Annotated in this window: 18 protein-coding genes; 13 read left to right on the forward strand and 5 right to left on the reverse strand. The window is 73.3% G+C overall.

Translation table 11 applies throughout. The annotated features are described in order from the left end of the window. Window positions 1–144: 144 nt before the first annotated feature. Window positions 145–1047, forward strand: a complete 903-nt coding sequence (locus tag BX285_RS18780) for an NAD(P)-dependent oxidoreductase (protein ID WP_121175812.1) — start codon at window positions 145–147, stop codon at window positions 1045–1047. Between the two features lie 98 nt (window positions 1048–1145). Further along, window positions 1146–1766, forward strand: coding sequence for a maleylpyruvate isomerase N-terminal domain-containing protein (locus BX285_RS18785; RefSeq protein ID WP_259470576.1), 621 nt, complete (start codon window positions 1146–1148; stop codon window positions 1764–1766). A 333-nt stretch (window positions 1767–2099) separates the two neighbouring features. On the opposite strand, the gene BX285_RS18790 is transcribed toward BX285_RS18785, so the two are convergent. Beyond that, window positions 2100–2990 carry a hypothetical protein gene (locus BX285_RS18790; protein ID WP_147465191.1) on the reverse strand — a complete coding sequence of 297 codons (891 nt, stop codon included), beginning with the start codon at window positions 2988–2990 and terminating at the stop codon, window positions 2100–2102. Between the two features lie 241 nt (window positions 2991–3231). Between BX285_RS18790 and BX285_RS18795 the strand changes: the two genes are divergently transcribed. From BX285_RS18795 to BX285_RS18825, 8 genes are all read left to right on the forward strand, one after another. Beyond that, window positions 3232–4173 carry a helix-turn-helix transcriptional regulator gene (locus BX285_RS18795; RefSeq protein ID WP_097239045.1) on the forward strand — a complete coding sequence of 314 codons (942 nt, stop codon included), beginning with the start codon at window positions 3232–3234 and terminating at the stop codon, window positions 4171–4173. A 617-nt stretch (window positions 4174–4790) separates the two neighbouring features. Next, window positions 4791–5285, forward strand: a complete 495-nt coding sequence (locus tag BX285_RS18800) for a hypothetical protein (RefSeq protein WP_097240532.1) — start codon at window positions 4791–4793, stop codon at window positions 5283–5285. A 40-nt stretch (window positions 5286–5325) separates the two neighbouring features. Beyond that, window positions 5326–5844 (forward strand): hypothetical protein, encoded by a 519-nt coding sequence (locus BX285_RS18805; RefSeq protein ID WP_121175818.1) that lies wholly within the window; start codon window positions 5326–5328, stop codon window positions 5842–5844. A 43-nt stretch (window positions 5845–5887) separates the two neighbouring features. After that, window positions 5888–7654 carry a trypsin-like serine protease gene (locus BX285_RS38480; RefSeq protein WP_183107102.1) on the forward strand — a complete coding sequence of 589 codons (1767 nt, stop codon included), beginning with the start codon at window positions 5888–5890 and terminating at the stop codon, window positions 7652–7654. 85 nt (window positions 7655–7739) lie between these two features. Beyond that, a complete protein-coding gene (locus tag BX285_RS38485) occupies window positions 7740–9323 on the forward strand; it encodes a trypsin-like serine protease (RefSeq protein ID WP_097239048.1) in 1584 nt (527 codons plus the stop codon). A 239-nt stretch (window positions 9324–9562) separates the two neighbouring features. Continuing rightward, the gene (lanL, locus tag BX285_RS18820; protein ID WP_121175820.1) at window positions 9563–12268 is read left to right on the forward strand and encodes a class IV lanthionine synthetase LanL; all 2706 of its coding nucleotides are present in this window, start codon (window positions 9563–9565) and stop codon (window positions 12266–12268) included. After that, a complete protein-coding gene (locus tag BX285_RS37400) occupies window positions 12265–12402 on the forward strand; it encodes a hypothetical protein (protein ID WP_179852953.1) in 138 nt (45 codons plus the stop codon). Before lanL ends, BX285_RS37400 begins: the two co-directional genes overlap by 4 nt. A 152-nt stretch (window positions 12403–12554) precedes the next feature. Further along, window positions 12555–13757 (forward strand): lanthionine synthetase C family protein, encoded by a 1203-nt coding sequence (locus BX285_RS18825; protein WP_183107103.1) that lies wholly within the window; start codon window positions 12555–12557, stop codon window positions 13755–13757. Between the two features lie 77 nt (window positions 13758–13834). On the opposite strand, the gene BX285_RS18830 is transcribed toward BX285_RS18825, so the two are convergent. Both BX285_RS18830 and BX285_RS18835 read right to left on the reverse strand, forming a co-directional pair. After that, a complete protein-coding gene (locus BX285_RS18830; protein ID WP_121175824.1) occupies window positions 13835–15310 on the reverse strand; it encodes an MFS transporter in 1476 nt (491 codons plus the stop codon). Beyond that, complete coding sequence (locus BX285_RS18835) at window positions 15307–16110, reverse strand: glycerophosphodiester phosphodiesterase (RefSeq protein ID WP_121175826.1); 804 nt, start codon at window positions 16108–16110, stop codon at window positions 15307–15309. Before BX285_RS18835 ends, BX285_RS18830 begins: the two co-directional genes overlap by 4 nt. A gap of 430 nt (window positions 16111–16540) precedes the next feature. Between BX285_RS18835 and BX285_RS18840 the strand changes: the two genes are divergently transcribed. From BX285_RS18840 to BX285_RS18850, 3 genes are all read left to right on the forward strand, one after another. Then, on the forward strand, window positions 16541–18598 hold the full coding sequence (locus BX285_RS18840) for a PEP/pyruvate-binding domain-containing protein (RefSeq protein WP_121175828.1): 2058 nt from the start codon (window positions 16541–16543) through the stop codon (window positions 18596–18598). A gap of 78 nt (window positions 18599–18676) precedes the next feature. Beyond that, window positions 18677–20032 (forward strand): acetyl-CoA carboxylase biotin carboxylase subunit family protein, encoded by a 1356-nt coding sequence (locus BX285_RS18845; protein WP_097239054.1) that lies wholly within the window; start codon window positions 18677–18679, stop codon window positions 20030–20032. Window positions 20033–20071: 39 nt separating this feature from the next. Then, window positions 20072–21199 carry a glycosyltransferase gene (locus BX285_RS18850; protein ID WP_121175830.1) on the forward strand — a complete coding sequence of 376 codons (1128 nt, stop codon included), beginning with the start codon at window positions 20072–20074 and terminating at the stop codon, window positions 21197–21199. Window positions 21200–21403: 204 nt separating this feature from the next. On the opposite strand, the gene BX285_RS18855 is transcribed toward BX285_RS18850, so the two are convergent. After that, window positions 21404–22525 carry a hypothetical protein gene (locus tag BX285_RS18855; RefSeq protein WP_183107104.1) on the reverse strand — a complete coding sequence of 374 codons (1122 nt, stop codon included), beginning with the start codon at window positions 22523–22525 and terminating at the stop codon, window positions 21404–21406. A 124-nt stretch (window positions 22526–22649) separates the two neighbouring features. Continuing rightward, window positions 22650–24401: a penicillin-binding transpeptidase domain-containing protein gene (locus tag BX285_RS18860; RefSeq protein ID WP_183107105.1), complete on the reverse strand. Its 1752-nt coding sequence runs from the start codon at window positions 24399–24401 to the stop codon at window positions 22650–22652. Between the last annotated feature and the right edge of the window lie 137 nt (window positions 24402–24538).

Consider the following 24538-nt stretch of genomic DNA (forward strand, 5'->3'; position numbering starts at 1 on the left):
CGGTGGATACCTCCCTGGCAGGAACCGTTCGGTAAAGGGCAATCCTGCCACTGTCGGCGGCGTTCGGCCATTGCGAAAGTAGGTGATGTCGATCAAGGCCCGGGCGCGCCCGGCCCGTTGAACCACCGGAAGCAGGAGAACACCATGTCGAACGAGCCGTCGAACGAGTCGTCCAACGAGCCGGCGCGTGAATCCGTCATCGTCCTCGGCCTCGGCGCGATGGGCACCGCGCTGGCGGGCGCCTTCCTCGCCGCCGGCCACCCGACCACCGTCTGGAACCGTACGGCCGCCAAGGCCGAGCCGCTGGTCGCGCGCGGTGCCGTCGCAGCCGCCTCGCCCGAGGCCGCGGTGACGGCCAGTCAGCTGATCGTCGCCTGTGTGCTGGACTACGACACGCTGCGCTCCGTGCTGGCCGGTCAGGAGGCGGCGCTCGCCGGGCGGACCCTGGTGAACCTCACCTCCGGCTCGCCCGAGCAGGCCCGGGAGATGGCCGAGTGGGCCGCCGGGCTGGGCCTGGCCTACCTGGACGGCGCCATCATGATCACCCCGCCCGGCATCGGAGGCCCGGACGCCACGGTGCTCTACAGCGGCGCACCGGACGTCCTGACCCGCCATCACGCGACGCTCGCCGCCCTCGGCGAGCCGGTGGAGCTCGGTCCGGACGCCGGGGTCGCCGGCCTGTACGACACGGCGCTGCTCGGCCTGATGTGGTCCGCGCTGAGCGGCTGGCTGCACGGCGTCGCGCTGGTCGGCGCGGACGGTGTCCGGGCCGCCGACTTCACGCCGGTGGCCAACCGTTGGCTGTCCGGCGCGGTGACCGGGTTCATCAGCCGCTACGCCGCTCAGACCGATGCCCGCAGCTACCCGGGCGACGACGCCAGCCTGGACATCCACCTGGCCGCGATGGAGCACCTGCTGCACGCCAGCCACGCGCGCGGCATCGACACCACCCTGCCGGAGGTCTTCGCCGGCCACGTCCGCCAGGCCATCGACGCCGGCCACGGGGCCGACAGTTACGCGCGCCTCATCGAGGTCATCGAGAAGTGAGCGCTCCTTCCACCACGCTGATGCCGGATACTGTTCGTATGCTCATCGAACCGTCAACTGTTCCTCCCCTGAATACCGTTGTTCCCGTTGCTTCCGTTGTGGGCGTCAGCGGCCCCGCTACCACCCCGCTCTCCCGGGCCGACTGGGCCGCGCTGGTGGTCGAGGCCGCCGCGACGACCACCAGCGTCCTCGAACGGGCCGCCGATGCCGACTGGACTCGTCACGCCGCCGGCAGCGACTGGTCAGCCCGGGCCATGCTGGACCACCTCGCGCTCGGCGTGCTGGGCTACGCGGGCCTGCTGACCGCTCGCCCCACCGACCGCTACATCACCCTGTTCGGCTCCCTGGACCCGGGCGCCCCGATCCCGCACTGCCTGGAGGGCCTGCGCATCGCGGGCAGCCTGCTCGCCGCCACCGTGCGGGACACCCCGCCGGAGGCCAGGGCCTGGCACCCCTGGGGCCACGCGGACGGTCCGGGCTTCGCGGCCATGGCCGTGGTCGAACTCCTCGTCCACGGCTGGGACCTGACCCAGGCATTCGAGCTCGACTGGCAGCCACCGGAGCACCTTGCGGGCCCGGCCGTGGCCAGGCTGTTCCCGGAGGCGCCGACGGGCCACGGCAACGCCGAGACCCTGCTCTGGTGCACCGGCCGGACCGCTCTCCCCGGGCACCCCCGTCGCCCGGCCGAGGGCTGGCAGTGGGACGGGCGGGTGCGCTGAGCCCGGGGGCTCCCCACGTCGACGTGCGCAAGCGACTCACCTCCTTGCGGGCCACTCCTTCGGCGGCCCCTGGTGCCCCTCACCCTCCCCCTTCCGCACGGTCCTCCGGTAGTGCCGATCGGCAGATCTCCGCCGCATGCGGGGGTGCCGATCGGCAGCCCCGGCGGACGCCCGCCCGGGCGGCCGGACAGAGCCGGCGGTCGGCCGCCCCTCCCCCCTGGGGGCGGCCGCCGTCCTGGCGGAGTCCACGACCCGGCCCCGGTCGCCCTGCGGGGGTTGCGGGCGACCGGGGCCGGGGGATCAGGGGTGACGAACCTGCGTTCGCCGGTGCCGTCAGTGCTGCAGGATCTCGCCCAGGTACCCGCCGCAGCCGTTGGTGGTGTACATCGACGCGACCCACCACCCTGCCGGGACCGTCGAGTTGGCGCACACGTTGATGCCGTTGAACAGGTTGTTGGTGATGATCTCCACCAGGTGCCCGCCGCAGCCGTTGCTCTGCTGCGCCGAGGTGATCACGTACCCGGCCGGGATCGGCGAGTCACCGCAGACGTTGATGCCGGGGAACGGCGTGTTGAGGTTCTCCGACAGGTGTCCGCCGCAGCCGTTGCTCTGCTGCGCCGAGGTGATGACGTAGCCGGCCGGGACGGTGGAGTCGGCGCAGACGTCGATGCCGTTGAAGAGGCTGTTGGTGATGGTCTCGGCCAGGTGCCCGCCGCAGCTGTTGGTCTGGTTCTCGGCGAGGATCACCCAGCCGGCCGGAACGGTCGAGTCGGCGCACACGCCGATCCCGGGGAACAGCTCGTTGCTGATGTACCCGCCCAGGTATCCGCCGCAGCTGTTGGTCTGCTGCTCGGAGAGGATCACGTAGCCCGGCGGTATGGGGGAGTCCATGCAGATGCCCATGCGCGAGGCGGCGATGTTGATCGTCTGGGTCAGGTGGCCGCCGCAGCTGTTGCTGGTCTGCTCCGAGGTGATCACGTAGGCGGGCGGGATCGGGGAGCCGCCGCAGATGCCGATGCCGTTGAACGGCGGCTGGACGGTCAGTTCCAGGTAGCCACCACAACTGTTGCTCGTGCGCTCGGCGGTGATCACCTGCCCGGGCGGGACGGGCGAGTTGCCGCAGATCGTGGCGGCCGAGGCGGGCGCGGCGAACGCCACCAGCCCGCCCGCGAGGACGGCCAGCGTGGCGACGATGCGTCCGAGCCACTGTGCGAGGGGTTTCATAGCGGTCTCCCGGAAGGGGTGTGGACGGTTCCCGGACGGGGCTGGTGGTGCACCTGTGAGTCCGGCGGTCCCGGTGCGCCCACCACAGTGGCGGGCCGGTCGGTCGTGGCCAACACCGTCGGGACTCGGACAAACAATCACGGAAAAAGATCAACCCCTGGTCACCGGGCAGATGGTTGCGGACAATTTCGTCCGGACAATCAATCAGCGCGAAGCCGCAGTACGGGGGAGGGCAGCACCGGTGGGCCGCAGACAACGGAGCCTGGACCCCGGCGCGGGGCCGGTCGCGGAGTTCGCCCTGCGACTGCGCGCCCTGCGCGAGCGGGCCGGCGACCCGACCTTCGCCACGATGAGCCGGCGCGTGCACCGCTCGACCACGGTCCTCTCCGAGGCCGCCGGCGGCGTGGACCTGCCGACCTGGGCGACGGTCGAGGCCTTCCTGGAGGCCTGCGGGGAGACCGACCCCGCCCCGTGGCGCGACCACTGGGAGCGGGCGCGCGACGCGCTGGGCGAGCCGGCCACCTCGGAGGACGGCTCCGTCCCCGCACGGCCCGCCGACGCCGGACCGCCCCGGCCGCCGGCCCTACGGCCCGTCTCCTCGGCCACCCCGCGGTGGTGGACCTCACGGCCCGCCACCGCGGCCGCAGCCCTCGTCGTCGGCCTCACCGCAGGCCTGCTGACGGGCCTCCGACTCCCGCGCGACACCGCTTCGGCCGAGGCCGGCCCCCAGCCGACACCCTCCCGGGCACTGCCCACCGTCGTCGTCGTCCCGCCGCCCGCACCGCTGCCCTGGCCGGCCGCCGGCTCCGGCTGCGACGCCCGCACCCACTGGGTCTACCAGTACGACCACAGCTACCAGGGCCAGGTCTACGCCCTGCTCGCCCGCCCCGACGGCAAGCCCGCCGACACCCCGGTGACCCTCACCTGGGGCGCCTGGCGCTGGCAGCACCCGGTGACGGTCCAACCGGGCACCCCGGCCCAGACCACCGGCGGCACCCTCCTCCTCTACACCAAACTCGACACCAGCCTGCGCGACCCCCTGGTCACCGTCGACACCGCCGACCCCGTCTGCGCCGCCTTCGGCACCGCCGGCCCCACCTCCGTCGCCCCCCTCACCACCGTCGACGCCAACCAGGGCTGGACCGGCGCCGAACCGACGGCGGAGACCCCGGACGCCGGCTGACGGTCCCCGGAACACGAAAGCGGCCTCCGCCCGTTCAGGGGGCGGAGGCCGCTTCTCCCACGGGCGTGTCGTGGTCCTACGGCAGTTCCCGGCCGGGTGGAACATGACCCAGTTCGCCGACCATTCGGAGATCCCGATCCCGCTCGTTCGCCAGGCGGTGAAGGCCGGCGTGAACGGGATGTCGGATGACGCACCAGGAACCTCCACTGTCGATGTCGGCCGAATAAGGCCGCAGTGGAGCTTACCGACACATTCTGCCGTGACAGAAAGTGCATGAACTCGCGAAGTTGAGAGGTATGCGGCCTGCAATGGACTGCCGTTAGCCATGCATAGTCAGTAAATTCCGACGCATCGTCAGCAAGCGCCCAGGCTGTTCGAAAACGTGACATAGTGCCTGCTCAGAACGGGTCGGAAGTTGGCGTAATGTCAGACTCTCTGGTTCGATGGCCCGGATTCCGTTGTGATCGCCGGGGGTGGCGAAGCGATCGTTCCGAGGTGTCCTCCGCCCCCCTTGACGCGCCGTCGAAGCGAGTCGGTTCGCCTGCCGTCCAGGTCGGTTCACCGCATTCCGAGGACCCGCCCAACGGGCAACACGAGATGAACGAAGAGGAATAGTCATGGCAAAGCACGTGTCCCGGTGGATCGCCGCCGGCGCCGTCGCGGTGGCGACCACGCTCGGCGCCACCGCGCTCGCCTCGGCCGAGGGCACCCCCGCGGACAACTCCACCGCACCGCCCGCGGTCGAGGACTTCACCTACCCCGGCCCGGCCCCCTACAGCAACGTCAAGCTGCTGCGCGGCGACGGCCACATCCTGCTGTCGGACTGCGCCGTCGACGACCAGATCAAGGTCCTGAGCATGGACCTGCCCAACGAGAGCGGCAACCAGATCTGCTTCCGCGCCACCACCAACACCGGCTACCTCGCCCTGGAAGTGCCGAACGTCATCCGGATCCGCACGGACGACTACGCAGTCAGCGCCAAACTCACCAGCGAAGGCGTCTCCCAGACCATCGACATCGCCAAGGGCCCCGGCGGCGCCAGCGTCGGGATCGGCAGCGGCACCGGCACCGGCAAGCCCGCAGCCCTCCTCGAACTGCGGATCATCGGCTGACCACCGCCGGCACCCGCTCACCCTCCCCCCAGGAGCCCAGGTGACCCACAACCCCCCGCGCACGGCGAAGACGACCGGCCGCACCACCGCCCGCCGATGGACGGCCGCCCTCGCCGCGGCCACCGCAGCCCTCCTCGGCGCGACCGCACTCGCCGCGGCCGACACCACACCGCCCGCCGACAACTCCGCCGCACCCCCCGCCGTCGAAGACTTCGGCTACCCCGGCGCCACAACCATCACCCGCGTCAAACTCATACGCGGCGACGGGCACATCCTGCTCGGCGACTGCGCCAAGCCCACCCAGATCCAGATCTGGACCCGCGCCCCGGGCAACCTGGACAACAAGATCTGCTTCACCGCCGACGGCACCACAGGCTCACTCACCCTGCAACTGCCCGACGTATTCGCCCTCCAGACCACCGGCCGCGCTATCCGGGCCGGACTCACCGCCGGCACCGCCACCCAGACCCTCGACGTCCCCAAGGACGGCTTCAAGGGCACCGGCGAAGGCACCGGCAGCGCCCCGACCAGCCTCGTCGAACTCACCGTCACCGGCTGACACCGCTCCCCGCACCCCTCTCTCACCCCCGGGAACCCAACCCATGCCTCGCAACTCCTCGCCCCGCCGCCGGGCCGGCGCACTGACCGCCGCTCTCGCGACCGGCGCACTGGCCACCTTCGCCACCTCCCCGGCCGGTGCCGTGGCCGGTGACGCCGCCGCCGACGGCTCCTACACCTCGACCGCCCGGCTGGTGATCGGGGACAACCTGCGAGGCTGCACCGGTGCGCTGGTCGACCAGTACTGGGTGCTCACCGCCGCCTCCTGCTTCGCCGACGACCCGGCGCAGCCGCAGGCACTGGCCGCCGGTGCACCGAAGTGGAAGACCACCGCGACCATAGGCCGTACCGACCTGACCACCCAGGCCGGCAAGGAGGCCGCGGTCGTCGAGCTGGTACCGCACCAGGACCGGGACCTGGTGATGGCCCGTCTGGCCACGCCGGTCGACGGCATCACCCCGCTGACGATCGCCACCACCGCACCGACCGCCGGGCAGACGCTGCGCGTTCCCGGGTACGGGCGCACCAAGGACGAGTGGACGCCGCTCAAGCTCCACACCGGCGCCTTCTCGCTGGACACGGTGAGCGCGGCCGGGATCGGCATCACGGGCACGGGCGGTGCGGCGGTCTGCAAGGGCGACACCGGTGCCCCGGCGATCCGGGAGGCCGACGGCAAGGCCGAGCTGGTCGCAGTGGCCTCGCGGTCCTGGCAGGGCGGCTGCCTGGGCACCCCGGCCACCGAGACCCGCACCGGCGCCTACGGCACCCGGGTCGACGACCTCGGCGCCTGGATCGAGAAGGTCCGGCACAGCACCCCGTCCGGGACCGTGGTGACCGGCTCGCCGTTCACCGTCGCCGACCCGGTCAGCGGGCACCTGGTCACCTTCGTCCAGGACAGCAAGAACCACCTGTGGTCCGTCGACCCGCAGAACGAGGGCTGGAACGACCTGGGTGGCTACGCCGCCACCCGCCCCACCGCGATCGTCAACCCCGCCGACAACCACGTGATGGTGTACGTCAACGGGCCGGACAACAAGCTCTGGTCCTACGACCGCACCACCGGCAAGTGGACGGAGTTCATCCGCACCACCGCCGGTACGGTCCTCGCCCCGGACGCCGTGCCCCGTACGGTGGTCGACCCGGCCACCGGGCACCTGGTGACCTTCGTCCGCGACACGGCGCACCACCTGTGGTCCGTCGACCCGCAGGGCGAGGGCTGGTACGACTACGGCCCGCTGGCCGCCACCGACCCCGTGCCGGTCGTCAACCCGAACGACGGACACATCGTGGTGTACGTCAACGGGCCCGACAACAAGCTGAACTCGATCGACCGCCGGGGCGCCGGCCGGGTCGAGTTCGTCCCGACCGCCGCCGGCACGGTGCTGGCTGCCGACGCCGTTCCCTCGACGGTCGTCGACCCCGCCACCGGGCACTTCACCACCTTCGTCCGGGACACCGCCCACCACCTGTGGTCCGTCGACCCGTACGGGCCCGGCTGGCGCGACTGGGGCGGGATGGCCGCCACCGACCCGGTCGCGATCGCCGACCAGGGCGCCCGGAGGGCCGTGGTGTACGTGAACGGCCCGAACAACCGACTGAACTCGCTGGACTTCTCCACCGGGAAGTGGACCGAGTTCATCCTCACCCCGGCCGGCACCGCCCTGGCCGCCGACGCCGTCCCGCAGACCGTCGTGGACCCGGTCGGCAAGCACCTGGTCACCTTCGTGCGCGACGGCAACGGCACCCTGTGGTCCGTCGACCCGCAGGGCCCGGGCTGGGTCCGCTACCACGGCGGCCCCTCCGCGCCCTGACCGGCATCCGGTCCACCCGGTCCATCCGATTCGCCCCCGGCATCCACGGGGCGCGACCGTCCCATACCTCCGAGGAGAGAACCCCATGAACCGCGAGACCAAGCCCCGCAACCGACGGGCGGGGGTGCTGGTTGCGGCTGCGGCGACCAGTGCGCTGGCCACCTTCTCCGGCGCTCCGGCCGGTGCGGTGGTCGGTGACGCTGCGGCCGACGGCTCCTACGCCTCGACCGCACGCCTGACGATCGGCGACAACCTGCGGGCTTGCACCGGTGCCCTGGTGGACCGGTACTGGGTGGTCACGGCCGCGTCCTGCTTCGCCGACGACCCGGCGCAGCCGCAGGCAGTGGCCGCCGGTGCGCCGAAGTGGAAGACCACCGCGACCATCGCGGGGAAGTCCGCCGAGGTCGCCGAGCTGGTGCCGCGTCAGGACCGTGACCTGGTGATGGCCCGGCTGACGGCGGCCGTGGACGGCGTGGCCCCGCTGGCGCTGGCCGGCACCGCACCGACCGCCGGGCAGACGCTGCGCGTCGCCGGGTTCGGGCGGACGAAGGACGAGTGGGCGCCGTTGAAGCTGCACACCGGCGCGTTCTCGCTGGACACGGTGAGCGCGACGGGCATCGGCACCACCGGCACCGGCGGCGCCGCGGTCTGCAAGGGCGACACCGGTGCCCCGGCGATCCGGGAGACCAACGGCAAGGCCGAGCTGGTCGCGGTGGCCTCCCGCTCCTGGCAGGGCGGCTGCCTGGGCACCCCGGCCACCGAGACCCGCACCGGCGCCTACAACAGCCGGGTCGACGACCTCGGCACCTGGGTGCAGCAGGTGAAGGCGTCGCGCCCCGGCAGCCGGCTGTTCGCGATCGGCGGTGACACCAAGATCTGGGGCAACGAAGGCTCGTACACCACGAACACCTGGGGCACCTTCGACGCCGTGCCGGACGGCAGCGGCATCCGCCAGGTCGCCGCCGTCACCATGGGCAGCACCGTACGCCTGTTCGCGGTCGGCAGCGACCAGCGGATCTGGACCACCAGCAAGGACGGCGTGAACGGCGCCTGGTCCACCTTCCAGCCGCTGCCCGACGCCGCCGGCATCCAGCAGCTGACCGCCGTCGCCATGGGCAACAAGGTCCGGCTGTTCGCGGTCGGCTCCGACCAGCGGATCTGGACCACCACCGGCGACTACACCGCCGGCACCTGGTCCACCTTCCAGGCGCTGCCCGGCGCCTCCGGGGTCAAGGAGGTGACCGCCACCGTCGTCGGCAACACGGTGCGGCTGTTCGCCATCGGCAGCGACCAGCGGATCTGGACCACCACCGGTGACTACACCGCGGGCGGCTGGTCCACCTTCGCGGTCATCCCCAGCAGCAGCATCCAGCACATCGGCGCGACCACCGTCGGCAGCACCGTGCGACTGTTCGCCATCGGCGGCGACCAGCAGATCTGGATCACCGACAGCACCGACAACGGCCCGTGGAGCGCTTTCGACGCCGTCCCCAACGCCAGTGGCGTCAAGCAGGTCGCCACCACCGCCATCGGCGACACCACCCGGGTGTTCGCCATCGGCAGCGACGACCGGATCTGGACCGCCGACAAGAAGGCCGACGGCAGCTGGACCACCTTCTACCTCGTCCCCAGCAGCAGCATCCAGGGCATCGCCGCCACCACCAACTGACGCACCCTTCCCCGGGAGCGGGTCGGTACCGGTGCGCCGGGACCGGCCCGCCCTGGGGGTTCCCACGCTGATCAAGACCCCAACTCGGCATCAAATCGCCTGCAGTAGGCTTGTGTTGGCGATTTGACCGTTGCTAGCGTCGCCGTGTGACCCAGGCCTACCGGTCCGTTCTCGCGGAAGTCCTGACGCGAGCCGATCACGATGCCGGCTGGCGCGTCCGCCATGTCGAGCCGTGGTGGATGGTGACCCCACCGCGCCACCAACCGCGGCGCCAGGGATGGAAGTTGCACGTCTCGGCGACCGTGGTCTCGGCGCCGCAGGTGCTGGAGCGCGCCGGCCGGGTGCTCGTCGCGCACGGCTGCGCGTTCAAGTTCGCGACCCGGCCGAAGGTCACCGCGGAGCTGACCGGCACCCGGGCCGTACGGGCGCAGTCGGGCAAGTTCCTGACCGCCTACCCCGCCGACGACGACCAACTCCGGCTCATCGCCGAGGAGTTGTCCGAGGCGACGGCCGGACTGCCCGGCCCCGCCATCCTCTCCGACCGCCGCCACCGCCCCGGCAGCCTGGTGCACTACCGCTACGGCTGCTTCGCGCGGCCCCGGCTGCTCAACGACGAGGGGTTCTACGAGGGCCGGCTGGTCGCGCCGGACGGCAGCCTCCATCCGGACGAGCGCAACCCCTGGTTCTCGCCGCCCCCGTGGGCCGAGGACCCGTTCGCCGCTGCGGAGCGGGTGCCCGCCGCGCCCCGGCGCGAGGGAGAGCCGCGCCGCAAGGGCGAGCCCGTCCTGCTGGCCGGACGGTACCTGGTCAAGGAGGCCATCCGGCACTCCAACCGCGGCGGCGTCTACCGCGCCGAGGACACCCGCAGCGGCGAGACCGTCCTGCTCAAGGAGGCCCGGCCGCACGTCGGCGTCGACCCGCAGGGCCGGGACGCCAGGGACCGGCTGCGCTACGAGGCGGAGGTCCTGGACGGACTCGCTCCCCGGGGCATCACCCCGCGGGTGCGGGAACTCTTCGAGGCCGGCGGTCACCTGTTCCTGGTCGAGGACCTGATCCCCGGCCGGAACCTCCAGCAGTGGACCGCCGAACACCTGGACCGGGGCGACGGGCAGGTCCCCGTCGCCGCGGCGCGCACGCTCGCCCGCCGACTCGTCGGGCTGGTGGGGGAGTTGCACGCCGCCGGGCTCGTCCTGCGCGACCTCAAGCCCGGCAACGTCATCATGACCCCGCAGGACCGGCCGGTCCTGGTCGACCTCGAACTCGCCGTACGGTTCGGCGCCACCGCCCACCCGGCCGGCACCCGCGGCTTCACCGACCCCGGGTACCTGGACGGTCCGTCCGTGGAGCCCGTGGTCGGGCCGGTTCCCGCGCCCGGCCCGGAGGCGGACTGCTTCAGCCTCGGTGCGACCCTGCTGCACGCCGTCGCCGGCATCAGCCCGGTGCTCGCCGCGGACAGCGCACCGGCCCGCCCGGCCGGCGAACGGCTCGCCGCACTGCTCGCCGCCGCCGCTGCGGACCTGCCCGCGCTGCGCGCCCTGGCGCCCCTGATCACCGGGCTGACGGCGGAGATGCCGCGGCGCTGGACGGTGGCCAGGGCGGCGGCGTTCCTCGACGGCGAGGCGGCGCCGGCCGCGCCCGCCGTGCCTACCGCTGGGTACCCGGCCGCACCGCCGACCGCCTCGCGCGTGACCGCCGAGCGCCTGATCGAGGACGGCCTCGCCCACCTCGCCGCCACCATGGACACCGCCGCCGAATACCTCTGGCCCGCCCCGCGCTCCCTCCCGAACGGCGACCCCTGCAACGTGCAGCTCGGCGCCGCCGGTCTGCTCGCCGTGCTCGCCCGGGCCGTCCGCTGCGGGTACGAGGCCGCCCGGCCCGCGCTGCGCGAGGCCGCCGACTGGCTGGACGCCAGGCTCGCCGAGCCCGACCGGATCCTGCCCGGGCTCCACTTCGGCCGCTCCGGCACCGCCTGGGCCCTGCACGACGCGGCGACCACCCTGGACGACTGCCGACTCGCCGACCGGGCCCTCGCCCTCGCCCTGCGCATCCCGCTCGCCTCGGGCAGCGCCGACGTGTGCCACGGCCTCGCCGGCGCCGGCCTGACCCAGCTCCACCTCTGGCGCCGCACCGACGACCGCCGCTTCGCCGACCGGGCCCGGGAGTGCGCGGACGGGCTGCTGCAGCTGCTGACGTCCGGCCAGTCCGACCAGTCCGACCAGTCCGGCGGGTCCGGTCAGCCCCGTCGGTCCGGCGTGGACTGGCCGCTCGGCCCGCGGTTCCGCGCCGAACTGGCCGGCTCCACCCACTACGGCTTCGCCCACGGAGTCGCGGGCAACGCAGCCTTCCTGCTCGCCGCCGGCCGCGAACTGCGCCGGCCCGAACTGACCGGGATCGCACTCGGCGGCGGCGACGCCCTGTGCGCGCTCACCGACTGGCGCGACGGCGCCGCGTACTGGCCCAAGGGCCCCGGCCGCACCGAACGCCCGGGCCTGAACTACTGGTGCCACGGTTCCTCGGGCATCGGCACCTTCCTGCTGCGGCTCTGGCAGGAGACCGGCGACCGGCGCCACCTCGCCCACGCCGAGGGCGCCGCGCTCGCCGTGCACCGCGACCGCCACCGCCTCGGGCCCGGCAGCTGCCACGGGCTGGCCGGCAACGCCGAGCTGCTCCTCGACCTGGCCGCCGCCACCGGCGACGACCGCCACCTCGCCCGCGCCGACGACCTCATCCAGGGCATCGCCCTGCGCGCCACGCTCCGCGACGGCCGCCACCTCGTCCCCGACGACACCCTGAGGGAGGTCACCGCCGCCTACAACGTCGGCTACGGCGGCGTGCTCGACCTCCTGCTCCGCCGCCTGCACGGCGGCCCCCGATCGTGGCTGGTCGACCGGCCGGCCGCGGACCCGCACCACCACCATCACCCGAGCCCCGGAGAGGGGGGATGACCATGGAGAGCACCGTCCTGGAGCTGCAGGAGCTGCCCGAGACCGAGGAGCAGCCGCTGGAGCCGATGATGTGCTGCGACACCGGCCACCACAGCTACGAGCCGACCGACCTCTGTCTCGACCCGGTCGACTGACGGCCCACCCCCGTGGTGCTGTGAGAGCCGCCACCGGCGCCTCACAGCACCCGATCATCACAGCACCCGATCATCACAGCACCCGATCATCAGAGCACCCGATCCTCAGAGCACCCGATCCTCAGAGCACCCCTATCGACGGAGTGGGGCCGTTGACCGGCGACTCCGGTAGCTCCTCGGGCCCGGCCTGGCCCGTCCTGCTCGACGGCCCCGCGGCCGATGCGGCCCGGCGGCTGGTCGACGCCGTCGCGGGCCGACCGCGCCCGGCGCCCCGAGCGGTGCGGCCCGACCTCGGCAGCGGCGGCGCGGGCCTGGCCCTCGCCTACCACCAGCTCGACCTCTGCCGCCCCGGTGAGGGCTGGCACGCGGTGGCCGTCGGCCACCTGGACGCCGCCGTCCGCGGCGCGGAGCGGATGCGCCTGCGCGCCCCGGGGCTGCTCGGCGGTCTCGGCGGGCTCGCCTTCGCCGCGGGCCGGCTGGGGCGACCGCTCACCCTCCGGCCGGACAACCACGCGGGGCCGGCCGACCGCCGGGGGTTGGACCTCAGCTCCGGCCTGACCGGGAGCGGCGCGGTCCTGCTCGACCGCACGCTCGACCGTCAGGACGGCCGTACGGAGGACCCGGCCGCCGCCGAGCGGCTGCACGCCGCCCTGACCGACCTCGGCCGTCGGGTGGCGGCGTTCCCGGGCGAGTCACCGGGGATGGCCCACGGCCCGGCCGGCCCGCTGGCGCTGCTCTCGCTGGCGCTGTCGGCTGGCGTCGAGGTGCCGGGGCAGCGCGCGGCCGTCCACCGGGCCCTGGAACGGCTGCTGGAGCACCGCCGGGACGACGACTGGGGCCCGGACTGGCACCTGACGGGGGACCGGGACGCTGGCCCTGACGGCCGATCCGTGCCCGCCTCCTGGTGCCACGGCGGTCCGGGCATCGCCCGCGCGCTCTGGCTGGCCGGCACCGCCCTCGACGACGCGCCCCTGCGCGAACTCGCCCGCGACACGCTGCTGGCCGCGCTGCGCCGACCGCCCGGGCTGCGGCGGGTCGACGGCCGGCCGGGCCTCTGCCACGGCCTGGCCGGCCTGCTGCTGATCACCCTCCGGTTCGCCCGGGACGCCGGGGAGCGGGGGGATCCGGTGGCCCCGGCCTTCCGGCAGGCCGCCGGGAGCCTGGCCGACCGCCTGATCGACCGCCTGGACGGCCCGGACGGCCCGGACGGCCTGGAACGCCTGGACGACCGTGACGCACGGGCCCCCGCGCTCACCCCGGGGCTGCTCGACGGCGCCGCCGGGGTGCTGCTGGTGCTGCTGGCCGCGACGACGCGCGTGCCACCCGGGTGGGACCGGGCCCTGCTGCTCTCCTGACCGGCGCAGTTGACCGGCTCAGCCGGTCGGCTCTCCTGACCGGTCGGCTGAGCCGAGGAGCCGCCGGGCCCGGCCCGTCACAGCCGCTCGGGGACGGGGTTCCCGACGGCCTCGATGGCCCGCCGCACCGGGACCTTCACCAGCACCGCGAAGCCGATCACGAAGAACACCAGCAGCGAGATGATCGCCGACCGGTAGCTGCCGGTGATCTGGTACGCGAGGCCGAAGACCAGCGGGCCCATCCAACTGGTGCCGCGGTCACTGACCTTGTAGACGCTGAAGTACTCCGCCTCCTTCCCGGCCGGGATGAGGTGGGAGAACAGCGAGCGGGACAGCGCCTGGCTGCCGCCGAGCACCAGCCCGATCATGCAGGCCAGGGCGTAGAACCAGAGCGGCTGGTGGGCGGGCATGAAGTAGCCGAGCGCGAGGGTGACGACCCAGCCGACCAGGGAGCCGAGGATGGTCCGCTTGGCGCCGTACCGCCGGGCGATCCGGCCGAGCAGCAGGGCGCCGCCGATCGCCACGACCTGGACCATGAGGACGGCGGCGACCAGCGAGGTCTGGTCCATGCCGAGTTCCTCGCTGCCGTAGAGCGAGGCCTGGGAGACGACGGTCTGGATGCCGTCGTTGTAGCAGAGGAAGGCCGCCAGGTAGAGCAGCGTCAGCGGGTGCCGGCGCATGCCCTTCAGGGTCCGGCCCAGTTCGCGCAGGCTGCCGGCGGCGGGCTCCTCGGAGGCACCGGACGTACCGGAGACACCGGACGTACTGGACGTACCGGAGGCACCGGACGTACGGGATGTGCCGGCCGTGCCCGGGGCGACGCCCGCCCGGGAGGGCAGCCGCAGCAACGGGACGATCGTGAACAGTGCCCACCACAGGCCCGCCGAGGCCAGGCAGATCCGCACGGCGGTGCCGGAGGACAGGCCGAGCGCGTCGTGGCCCTGGAACAGCGCCAGGTTGGCGATGAGCAGCAGTCCGCCGCCCGCGTAGCCGTACGCCCAGCCCTTGGAGGAGACGGCGTCCCGCTCGTCGGGAGCGGCCAGGCCCGGCAGGTAGGCGTAGGAGAGCGCGACCGACACCGCGTACGCGATGTTGGCGACCACCAGCAGCGCGCCCCCGAGCAGGTAGCGGTCGCCGTCGAGGAAGAACATCCCCATCGTGGCGACCGCGCCGACGTAGGCGAAGCCGCACATCAGCTCCTTGTGCCGCCCGGTGCGGTCCGCGACCGTGCCGGTCAGCAGCATCACCGCGACCGAGATCAGCACCGAGAAGGAGACGGTGTACGGGAAGTAGGAGCCGGCGCGGATCGACAGGCCGAGCGGGTGCACGTCACCGGACGCGTCGGCGGCGTTCTTGGCGACGGTGGTCAGGTACGGCCCGAGGAACACCGTCAGGACGGTGGCGGAGAAGGCGGCGTTGGCCCAGTCGTTGATGTACCAGCCGAACTGCACCCGGCGCAGGGCACGGCCGTCGTCGCCGCCCGTCGCCGCGGGGGCCGCCGGGTCGGCCGGTGGATCGTCCGGCAGGTGCTTCGCCGGGTTCGTGGTGCTCATGGGGTCCCCATCACCGTGCTGGAGCCGGTGCTGCCGTCGGTCCAGCAGCCGCGCTCGCCGAGGACGTCCCGCAGGACGTCGATGCGATCGGCCATGATGCCATCCACACCCAGGTCCAGGAGAGCCCTGATCCGTGTGGGATCGTCCACAGTCCAGACGTGGACCTGCAGGCCGAGGCGGTGGGCGGCCCGGACGAAGGCCCCGTCGACCACCCGCACGCCCCGGTGCCGCTCCGGCACCTGCGCGCACACCCCGGCGTACGGCGCCCCGCGTCCCGGCAGCAGCGGCCCGGCCAGCGAGCGCAGCCGCAGCCGGGCCACCTCGCGCGGGCCGAGCGAGGTGGCCAGGCGGGGGCCGGCGGCGGCGCGGACGGCGGCGAGCCGGCTGTCGGAGAAGCCGCCGACGCAGACCCGGTCCCAGGCGCCGGTCCGGCGGATCGCCTCGACCAGCGGTGCGACGGCCGGCGCGGCCTTGACGTCGATGTTGAACCGGGCCTCGGGGAAGGCGCCGAGCAGGTCCTCCAGCAGCGGCACGGGCTCGGTGCCGCCGATCCGGGCCCGCCCGACCGCCTCCCAGGGCAGCTCCGCGACGGCTCCGGCGCGGTCGGTGACCCGGTCGAGGCGGGAGTCGTGGAAGGCCACCAGTACGCCGTCGGCGGTGGCGTGGACGTCCGTCTCCAGGTAGCGGTACCCGAGGGCGACGGCGGCCTCGAAGGCGGCCAGCGAGTTCTCGGGGTGGCCGAGGTCGCCACCGCGGTGGGCGAAGGCCAGCGGCCCCGGGTGGTCGAGGAAGGGGTGCATGTGGTGCTCCGAGCTGCTGGGAGAGGACGCCGCGCAGCCCGGCTCCACCGCCGTCCCGGACCCGCGCGCGTTACAGTATTACGCACTCTGTCAAGCAGTAATGCCGCACCCTCCGCACTGCGCGGTGCGCCCGTCCCCCGGCGCCGTCGTTCCGTCGGCGTGACCGGCGGGAGATCGTACAAGAATTAACAGTTTGGCGATGTTTGATCGTTTTTGATCGTCAAGGCGCCTCATTGTTGTGACCTTTGCCACGACTTGACTTGCCGCCACGGCAAATTGATGCCGTTCACATGGCTGAAATACTTCGTGGTGGCCTGATGTCACATGACTATTCGTCAGTTGTTCGGATTTGATGGCAGTGTGTATGTAGCCGTACCACCTTCTGACCTGCTGCACACCGATCGTGTACATGATGACGAATGGCTGAACTGTGCGCCTGACCCGTTCGGATCGCAACGAAGCGACCACGCGGCCCCGCCTGACCGGCGAAAAGCTCACCACCCGGGAGTTCCGGGGGCTCGCCGGCACCGTCGGCGGCTACCCCTACGTGAAGATCGTGCTCGACCGCACCGAGTCGGTGCTCCACTTCATCGACAGCGCCGACGGCACCCTCCACGTCCGCTACATCGCGTGCGAGATCCTCGGCATGTCGATCGACGAACTGGCCCGCGGGCTCGATTCGTTCAATGACGACGTCTACCGGAATCCCGACCGCCGTTTCTGTCTGGGAACCCTCGCCCTGCACGACCGGCGCGGCTCCGCTTTCCTCTCCCTGGAAACCGTCGACGTCGACACCATGTCCCAGGACATGCTGCGCGCCTTCTACCACCGGGTGCGCGCCCACATCGACCCCGCGCTGCCGCTGCTCCTCAAGCCGGCCAACCACCGGCAGGAGGCCTACGTCGCCGGGATCCCGGAGAGCGAGATCCCGCGCGTCCTCTCCCACGAGCTCTACTCCACGGCCTCCTTCGTGCCGCTGAACGCCGGGGAGGCCCACGGGCGGCTGCGGGTGTTCCGCTCGGAGGCGGAGTACCGGGCCGACCCCGAACCGCTGGAGTGGCACGACATCGTGGTGATGCCCCGGGTGCCCGAGGACGTTCCCCGGGTGTCGGGCATCATCCACACCGAGCACACCACCCCGCTCTCCCACATCAACGTGATGGCCGCCGGGTGGCGGATCCCCAACGCCGTCGGCATCGACGCCGTCGACCGGATCGAGCGGGCCGGGCTGGCCGGTCGGTGGGTCCACTACCGGGTCGACGCCGACGGCTCCGACCTCCACCTCGAAGCCGCGCCGCCGCGGACCGAGGGTGCCGCGCCGACACCGCCGGCCGAACGCGTCACCGTGGACCGGCCCGACCGCACGCCCACCCCGGTCACCGCGCTGTCCGACCTGCGCGCGGGCGACCACGTCCGCTTCGGCACCAAGGCCGCCAACCTCGGCGAACTCACCCACCTCCTCCAGCAGGGCTCGCCCCGCTGGCTCGGCTTCTACCGCGTCCCCCGCCCGCCCCGGGCCGACCTGCTGCGCTACCTGGCCCGGCAGCTCGGCCTCCCGGAGCACGCCGACGAGGCCGAACTGGACACCGCTGCACAGCGGTTGGTGAAGGAGCACGCCCACGTGCCGCGCGGGATCGTGCTGCCGTTCTCGCTCCAGCAGCGCTTCCTCGACTCCTCGGCCGAACTCCGGGAAGCCCTCGACCGGCTCGACTCCGCGCTCCTGAACGGAACTTCGGGGCCGAGCACGGGGACGGCGGGGACGGGGGCGGATGCGGCCGCGGCCGCGCAGCTGGAAGAGCTCTGCCGCGCGGCACAGCAGCTGATCCGCGCCACCCCGCTGCCCGACCCGATCCGCACCGAGATCGACCGGGCACTCGACCGGCACCTGTACGGCGCACCGCTCGTGGTCGTGCGCAGCTCCTCCAACGCCGAGGACCTGCCCGGCTTCTCCGCAGCCGGACTCTACGAATCGGTGGCGAACGTCAGCGGCCCGGATGCCGTCCTCGCCGCGGTCCGGGAGGTCTGGGCCTCGCTGCTCTCGCCCCGCGCCGTCCTGCTGCGGCAGCAGGCGGGCATCCCGCTGGACCACTGCGGCATGGGCGTCATCGTCCAGGAGCAGGTCGGCGCCGCCGTCGGCGGTGTGCTGGTCACCTGCAACCCGCTGAGCCCGCAGGACTTCCGCGACGTCTACGTCAACATCTCGCCGCGCTCGGTGACCGAGGTCGTCACCGGTCAGGGCGCCCCGCTCCAGTACCTGTGCAACACCATGGAGGGCGGCAGCCGTACGGTCTCGCTGGGCACCGACGGCACCGACCTGGACCCCGCGACCAAGGACCTGGTGGGCCGACTGGCCCTGATCAGCCGGCTGCTGCAGTCCCACTTCTCGCCCGACGAGAGCTACGCCGACCCGGTCGACATCGAGTGGGCGATCGAGGGCGACCGGATCGACCTGCTGCAGCTGCGCCCCTTCCGCACCGCCGCCCGCTGACCCATGCGCGGCGGGTGCCCGGTGTCACCGTCCCCGCGTGCGCCACGGCCGAGCGAACTTCCCTCAGGAGAAAGCACGTTGAAGAGGATCCTGTACGTCTACGTCAAGGGCGGCGCCCCGCTGGAGTACGCCTTCCCGCGCATCGCCGCCTGCGGGGAACTGCACGTCCTCGCACTGGCCCCGCTGCCCACCACCGCGCAGGACGCGTGGCGGCCCAGCTGCACCAGCATCGAACTGGTGCCGGACGCGCCGCGCGGCGAGGAACTCGTCGAGCTGATCACCCGGTACGCGAAGGCGATCGGCGCCGACGCGGTGCTGACGCTCTCGGAGTTCGCGGTGCTGGCCGTCGCGCACGCCGCCCGCCGGCTCGGCCTGGCCGGGCCCGGCGAGGGGATCGTCCGCGCCCGGGACAAGCGGCTGATGCGGGAGGCGTGGGCCGCCGCCGGGGTGCCGATCCCCGGGTTCCGCCGGGTCGACAGCCTCGCCGACCTCGACGCCGCACTGGCCGCGTTCACGCCCCCGCTGCTGCTCAAGCCCGCCTGGGGCGCCGGATCGGTCGCCCAGATCGTGCTCGACTCGGCCGCGGACGCCGCCCCGGCGTGGGCCGAGATCGAGCGCGGCCTCCAGGCCGGCAGCCGGGTCGGCATGAACGAGCTCTACGCCGCCGACACCGACCGGGACCGGCTGGTCGAGGAGATCGCCCAGGGATCCACCGAGGGCTGGTACCAGGACCCCGGCTACGGCGACTACGTGAGCGTGGAGGGCATCGTCGCGGACGGCGTCTACCGCCCGCTGGCCATCACCGCCAAGCTGCCGACCGTCCCGTCCTTCGTCGAGGTGGCCAGCACCTCACCCTCCGTCATGGCCGTACCGCTGCAACGCCGGATCGAGGAGGTCTCGCGGCAGGCCGTCGACGCGCTCGGCCTGGAGAACTGCGGCACCCACACCGAGCTCAAGCTGATGAAGGACGGCGAGCTGGTGGTCATCGAGACCGCCGCCCGGTTCGGCGGCCTGCTGACGACCCGCCAGGTCCACGAGGTGTTCGGCCTCGACCCGATCGGCATGCTGGTCCGGCAACTGCTGGGCGAACCGGTCGACTACCCCGAGGCCATGCTCACCGACGGCATCCGCGCCGCCGCGTCGGTGGCCGTCGTCCCCGCCGACGCCTTCGGCGTGCCCTGGCGCACCAGGCCGGTCTGGAACCCGCAGGCCGTGGACTGGCAGAGCCTGCTGTCCCCGGGCAGCACCATCGAGGCCGTCCCCGCCTTCGCCATGCCGGCCGGACAGCCGGTGCCCGCCTTCGACCCCAACGCGGGCTCGCGCAACTGGCTCGGGGTCTACCTGCTGAGCGCCGTCGACGCCGCCACCCTGCAGCGCGACTGCAACGCCGTGCTGAACGGCCTGGAAGCCGCCCTGCACCGCGCCGCCGGCTGACCCCCTTCTTTCTGTCGTCCTCCCTACCGAGGTTCTTCGATGCGTGTACTGTTCGCCGGCGTGCCCGGCGCCGGCCATCTCTTCCCGCTGATACCGCTGGCCAGAGCGATGAGCGAGCTCGGCCACGAGGTCGCGGTGACCTCGATGGACGGTGGCGAACCGGTCGCCGCCTCCGGGCTGCCCTACCTGCCCCTCACCCCGGGCGTGGACTGGGGCCGGGAGATCCGGGAGGCCGGCCGCACCAAACGGCCCGAGCTGTTGCAGCGGACCATCGAGACCAATTCGGCCGACCGCGAGGCCTTCGTCCCCCTCGCCGCCCACGTCAACAGCGCGGTGGCCGACGCCGCCGTCGAACTCGCCACGCAGTGGCGGCCGGACCTGGTGGTGTACGACTACCAGTTCCCGGTGGCCCTGCTCGCGGCGACCGTCCTGGCCGTGCCCGCCGTCCAGCACGACCTCGGATTCGTCCGCACCCCCCGGTTGCGTGCGCTGATGCTCGCCGAGATGGCGGACACCTTCGCCCGGTACGGCGTCGACCCGCTGCCGCAGCCGGCGGAGACCATCGACCTCGCCCCGCCGAGCATGGCCGGACCGGAGCCGTACGGCTGCTTCCTGCGGCCCGTCGCCTACAACGGCGACGGCGCTCTCCCCGTACCCCTGGCCGCACCCGCGCACCGCCCGCGGGTGGCGGTCACCCTGGGCACCGTACCGCCCAAGACCGACGGCCTGACCAGGATCGAGCGGGTGATCGCGGCCGCCGCCGACACCGACGCCGACTTCGTCCTGGCCACCGGCGACCTCGACCTCGCCACCCTCGGCACCCTGCCCGACAACGTCCACGCCCACGGCTGGGTGCCGTGGCGCGCCCTGCTCGACACCTGCACGGCCGCCATCCACCACGGCGGCAGTGGCACCGCGCTCGCCGCCCTCGACGCCGGCATCCCCCAACTCGCCCTGCCTGACGGCTCCGACCGCCACATCAACGCCCACGCGGTCCGCGACCGCGGCGCCGGCCTCAGCGCCACCGCCGAGGAGATCGGCCCGGCCCTGCTCGACCGGCTGCTCACCGACACCGCCCTGGCCCGCACCGCCCGCGAGGTCAGCGCCGAGATCGCGAGGATGCCGAGCCCCACCACGGTGGCGAAGCAGCTCACCGCCCTCGCCTGACGGCAGGTCCTTCCCGCCGGCCAGGGCCTGTGCCAGGCTGCGGGAAGGACAAGTCCGTTACCGAGCCGGGCGCCGGCCCCGCGCGTGGAGGCGTGCGGCGGACAGCGCCGGGTTGGCGGCGACGCCGCGCAGCACGGAATCACTGAGGCGGGGAGGAGGTCATCCGCGCCTCCTCCCAGCGTCGGGGTGCGTTCCCGCTGGACATCAGCGTCCCTCCCCGGCGCCGTCGGCGGCAGCCTTCCAGTCCTCGAACACCCAAAGCCGCAGTCCGGATTCGCTGAAGTCCGCGAACCAGAGCAGCCAGCTGTTCTGCGCGGCCAGGGCGGCGCGGGCCGTCGCGTACCAGTCCTCGCGGTCGAGGAGGGCGAGGTAGGAGGCGAGGATCGCCTCGCGCTGCGCCTCGGTGCAGCCGGAGTACTCGGCGGATTCGGTGGCCAGGTGCAGCGCCAGGGTGGCCACCACGCAGAAGCGTTCGACGGTCGGTGGCGGGCCGCCGGCGTGGCGGGCGTGGGCGGCCAGGACGGTGGCGGCGTGCGGGTAGTGCCGCAGGGCCATGCCCATGCCGGCGCTGTGCGTCAGCATCCGCAGCAACTGCCCGGTGTGGTCGAGCAGTCCGCGGTCCTGCCCCAACTCGGGCAGCACCTCGTGGAGTCGGGCGGCGGTGGCGACCTTGCCCGCGAAGTAGCCGTTGAGGAAGTCGCCGTCGATCGCCTTGCGCAGCAGCCACGGGTGGGTCGCCGGGTCGTCGAGCCGGCACAGCGCCTCCACGACGTGGACCCGCCCCCAGCCCGTGACCCGGTCGGCCAGCCAGAGCAGGTGCGCCGCACCGCCCTCGGTCCGTTCGAGCGCGTGCGCCGCGAGCGGGCCGAAGGTGTCGGAGAGCAGGCCGATGGTCCGGATCAGCGGGGCGTCGTCCGCCGTCCCGACCGCGGCGAGCAGGGCGAGCCCCACCGTGACGGTGCTCTCCTCGTACCCGTGCCGCACGAGCCACCGCCCGGTGCGCCGGGCACGCTCGGGGGCGGCCCGGTGCGCGGCCCCGGCGATGTGCTCGTCGGGGTGGATCGGGACGTGGACCTCGCGGAACGCCTGCGCCAGCCCCCGGGGTTGGGCCAGCGGCTGCGCGAAGTGCTCGTCCAGGAGGCGTGCGACCGGGACGCCCGCCGTGCGGTAGTCCTCGGGCGGTTCGGGGCGGGGCCGACGGCCGCCGGGGTACGGCTTCCCGCCCCGGGGCAGCGGCCCGTCCGGTGTCCGCCGGTGCAGGCGCAGCGCGTGGTCGTACAGACCGCTCGTGGGTGCGGGCGCCCGGCGCCCGGACGTGGCGCTCACCAGCGGTCGGTGGGCTCGATTCTCGTGATCATGGCGCCGATGGTGGCACCCGAACTCCCGGCTTGGCAACTGGTTTTCCGATCGGGCTCCCTCCCTGCCCCCCGCAGGGGAGGGAGCCCGGCCGTCAGCCCTTGCCGCCGGCCTTCAGGACCTGGGCGGCCGCGACGCCGGCGGCGCTGTTGCCGTGGCCGCCGCCCTCGACCTCGGCGGCGACGGCGAGGTCGCCGCGGTAGGCGATGAACCAGCTGTTGGTGGCCTGGCTGCCGGCCTCGACGGTGCCGGTCTTGGCGCCGATCTGGCCGGACAGGCCGGACATCGGGGCGCGGGCGGTGCCCTGGGTGGCGGTCCTGGCCATCATCGCGCGCAGGTCCCGGGCGACGTCGGCGGGCAGCGTCCCGGGGGCCGTCACCCGTTTGGCGTCCTCCCGCAGGACGGGTTGACGGAAGGTGCCGTTCTGCACGGTGGCGGCGACGGAGGCCATCAGCAGCGAGTTGACCTGGATCTGGCCCTGGCCGATGTACTCGGCGGCCGCCTCGTCCTTGGTCCCCGGCACCGGGATGGTGGCGTCCCGGCTCGGGATGCCGATGTGCCACTCCAGGCCGAGGCCGAACTGGTCGCGGGCGACCTTGGTGAGGGTGCCGGGCGGCAGCTTCTCCAGGCCCTTGTCGATGAAGCCGGTGTTGCAGGAGTGGGTGAAGTCGTCGGTGAGCGTGTACGAGGGGAAGTCGCCGCTGTCGTCGTTGTGCCAGGCCCGCGGGGAGTAGGTGGTCTCCTTGCACGGCACCACGGTGTCCGGGGTCACCCCGGCCTGCAGCAGGGCGGCCGAGGTGATCACCTTCATGGTGGAGCCGGGCGGCTGGCCGCCCGCGACCGCGCGGTTGAACCCGCTCGGAGAATAGGCCATCGCGAGGATGTGGCCGGTACTCGGCTGGACGGCCACCAGGGAGGCGGGCTTGCCGCCCGCCGACTGCTGCTTGACCGCCTCCTCGGCGACCTGCTGGAGGTCGGCGTCCAGGGTGAGCTTGACCTGCGGCGCGCTCGGCGGGGTCAGCACGAACAGCTGCTCGGGCTCCTTGCCGGCGCCGCCCGAGACGACCACGGCCCGCCCGGTGACGGCCGTCGTGCCGTCGGCGGGCGCGATCAGGGGCAGGACGGCGCTCAGCGACGGGAAGCCGTCGAGCGGTTTGCCGTTGCGGTCGGTCGGCTTGGACACCGGGTCGGGCAGCGCCTTCACGGCGATCGTGCGGCCCGGGCCGAGGCGGGGGTGGATCACCGTCGGTGTCCAGTGCACGACGGCCCGGCCGTCCTGGGCCCGGACGACGCTCAGCGCGCTGTCGTACTCCCAGGCGCCGGTCGCGCCGTCGAACTCGGCCTTCGCGCGGAAGCCGACGGCAGGCGCGGTCGGTGCGCTCGGCGAGGTCGTAGCGGCCGGCGCGGCCGGTCGGCCCGCCGGGGCGGCCGGCGCGGGGCCGGTCCCGGTCAGCGTGAGCGTGCGGGCAGCGACCTGCTCGTGGAAGGTCGCCAGCGCGGCGCGGGCCGTCTCCGGACTGTCCGTCAGCCCGGCGGCGGCCGCGACGTCCCCCCGGCTCCAGGCCGCCAGGAACTCCGCTGACACCTTCTCGGCCTGCTCGGCCGTCGCCGGCTCCTGCGGGGTCTGCGCGGCGCCGGTGGAGCCCTGGTGGCCGGCGGCACCCGGGGAGCTGTTGCCGTTCGAGACGGCGTTCACGATGTTGTAGGCGCCGTACCCGCCGACGGCCAGCAGCGCGGCGAACACCCCGCCGGCCGTCACCAGCAGGATCCGCTTCGCGGCCGGCCGGCGCGGGGCCCGCTCCTGCGCCTCGTCCTCGTACGCGTCGTATTCCTGTTCGTCCTGCATGTTCGGTCCCCCCTGGTCCTTCTCCTGTCGCGGACCTGCCCCCTCCGGCATCCCGGCCCGCCGCGCCCGGACGAACCGTTCATGATCAGTTCGGGCGCGGACCAGCCTAAGCCGAGCGCCGGGATCGGTCGAGAGCG

The organism is Streptomyces sp. 1114.5 (assembly GCF_003635085.1).
Lineage (GTDB): Bacteria > Actinomycetota > Actinomycetes > Streptomycetales > Streptomycetaceae > Kitasatospora.

What these genes read in the sequence shown, in the direction of transcription:
- BX285_RS18780 (WP_121175812.1), top strand. Translation starts at nt 145, where the DNA reads ATGTCGAACGAGCCGTCGAACGAGTCGTCCAACGAGCCGGCGCGTGAA.
- BX285_RS18790 (WP_147465191.1), bottom strand. Translation starts at nt 2,990, where the DNA reads ATGAAACCCCTCGCACAGTGGCTCGGACGCATCGTCGCCACGCTGGCC.
- BX285_RS18800 (WP_097240532.1), top strand. Translation starts at nt 4,791, where the DNA reads ATGGCAAAGCACGTGTCCCGGTGGATCGCCGCCGGCGCCGTCGCGGTG.
- BX285_RS38480 (WP_183107102.1), top strand. Translation starts at nt 5,888, where the DNA reads ATGCCTCGCAACTCCTCGCCCCGCCGCCGGGCCGGCGCACTGACCGCC.
- BX285_RS38485 (WP_097239048.1), top strand. Translation starts at nt 7,740, where the DNA reads ATGAACCGCGAGACCAAGCCCCGCAACCGACGGGCGGGGGTGCTGGTT.
- lanL (WP_121175820.1), top strand. Translation starts at nt 9,563, where the DNA reads ATGGTGACCCCACCGCGCCACCAACCGCGGCGCCAGGGATGGAAGTTG.
- BX285_RS37400 (WP_179852953.1), top strand. Translation starts at nt 12,265, where the DNA reads ATGACCATGGAGAGCACCGTCCTGGAGCTGCAGGAGCTGCCCGAGACC.
- BX285_RS18830 (WP_121175824.1), bottom strand. Translation starts at nt 15,310, where the DNA reads ATGAGCACCACGAACCCGGCGAAGCACCTGCCGGACGATCCACCGGCC.
- BX285_RS18835 (WP_121175826.1), bottom strand. Translation starts at nt 16,110, where the DNA reads ATGCACCCCTTCCTCGACCACCCGGGGCCGCTGGCCTTCGCCCACCGC.
- BX285_RS18850 (WP_121175830.1), top strand. Translation starts at nt 20,072, where the DNA reads ATGCGTGTACTGTTCGCCGGCGTGCCCGGCGCCGGCCATCTCTTCCCG.
- BX285_RS18860 (WP_183107105.1), bottom strand. Translation starts at nt 24,401, where the DNA reads ATGCAGGACGAACAGGAATACGACGCGTACGAGGACGAGGCGCAGGAG.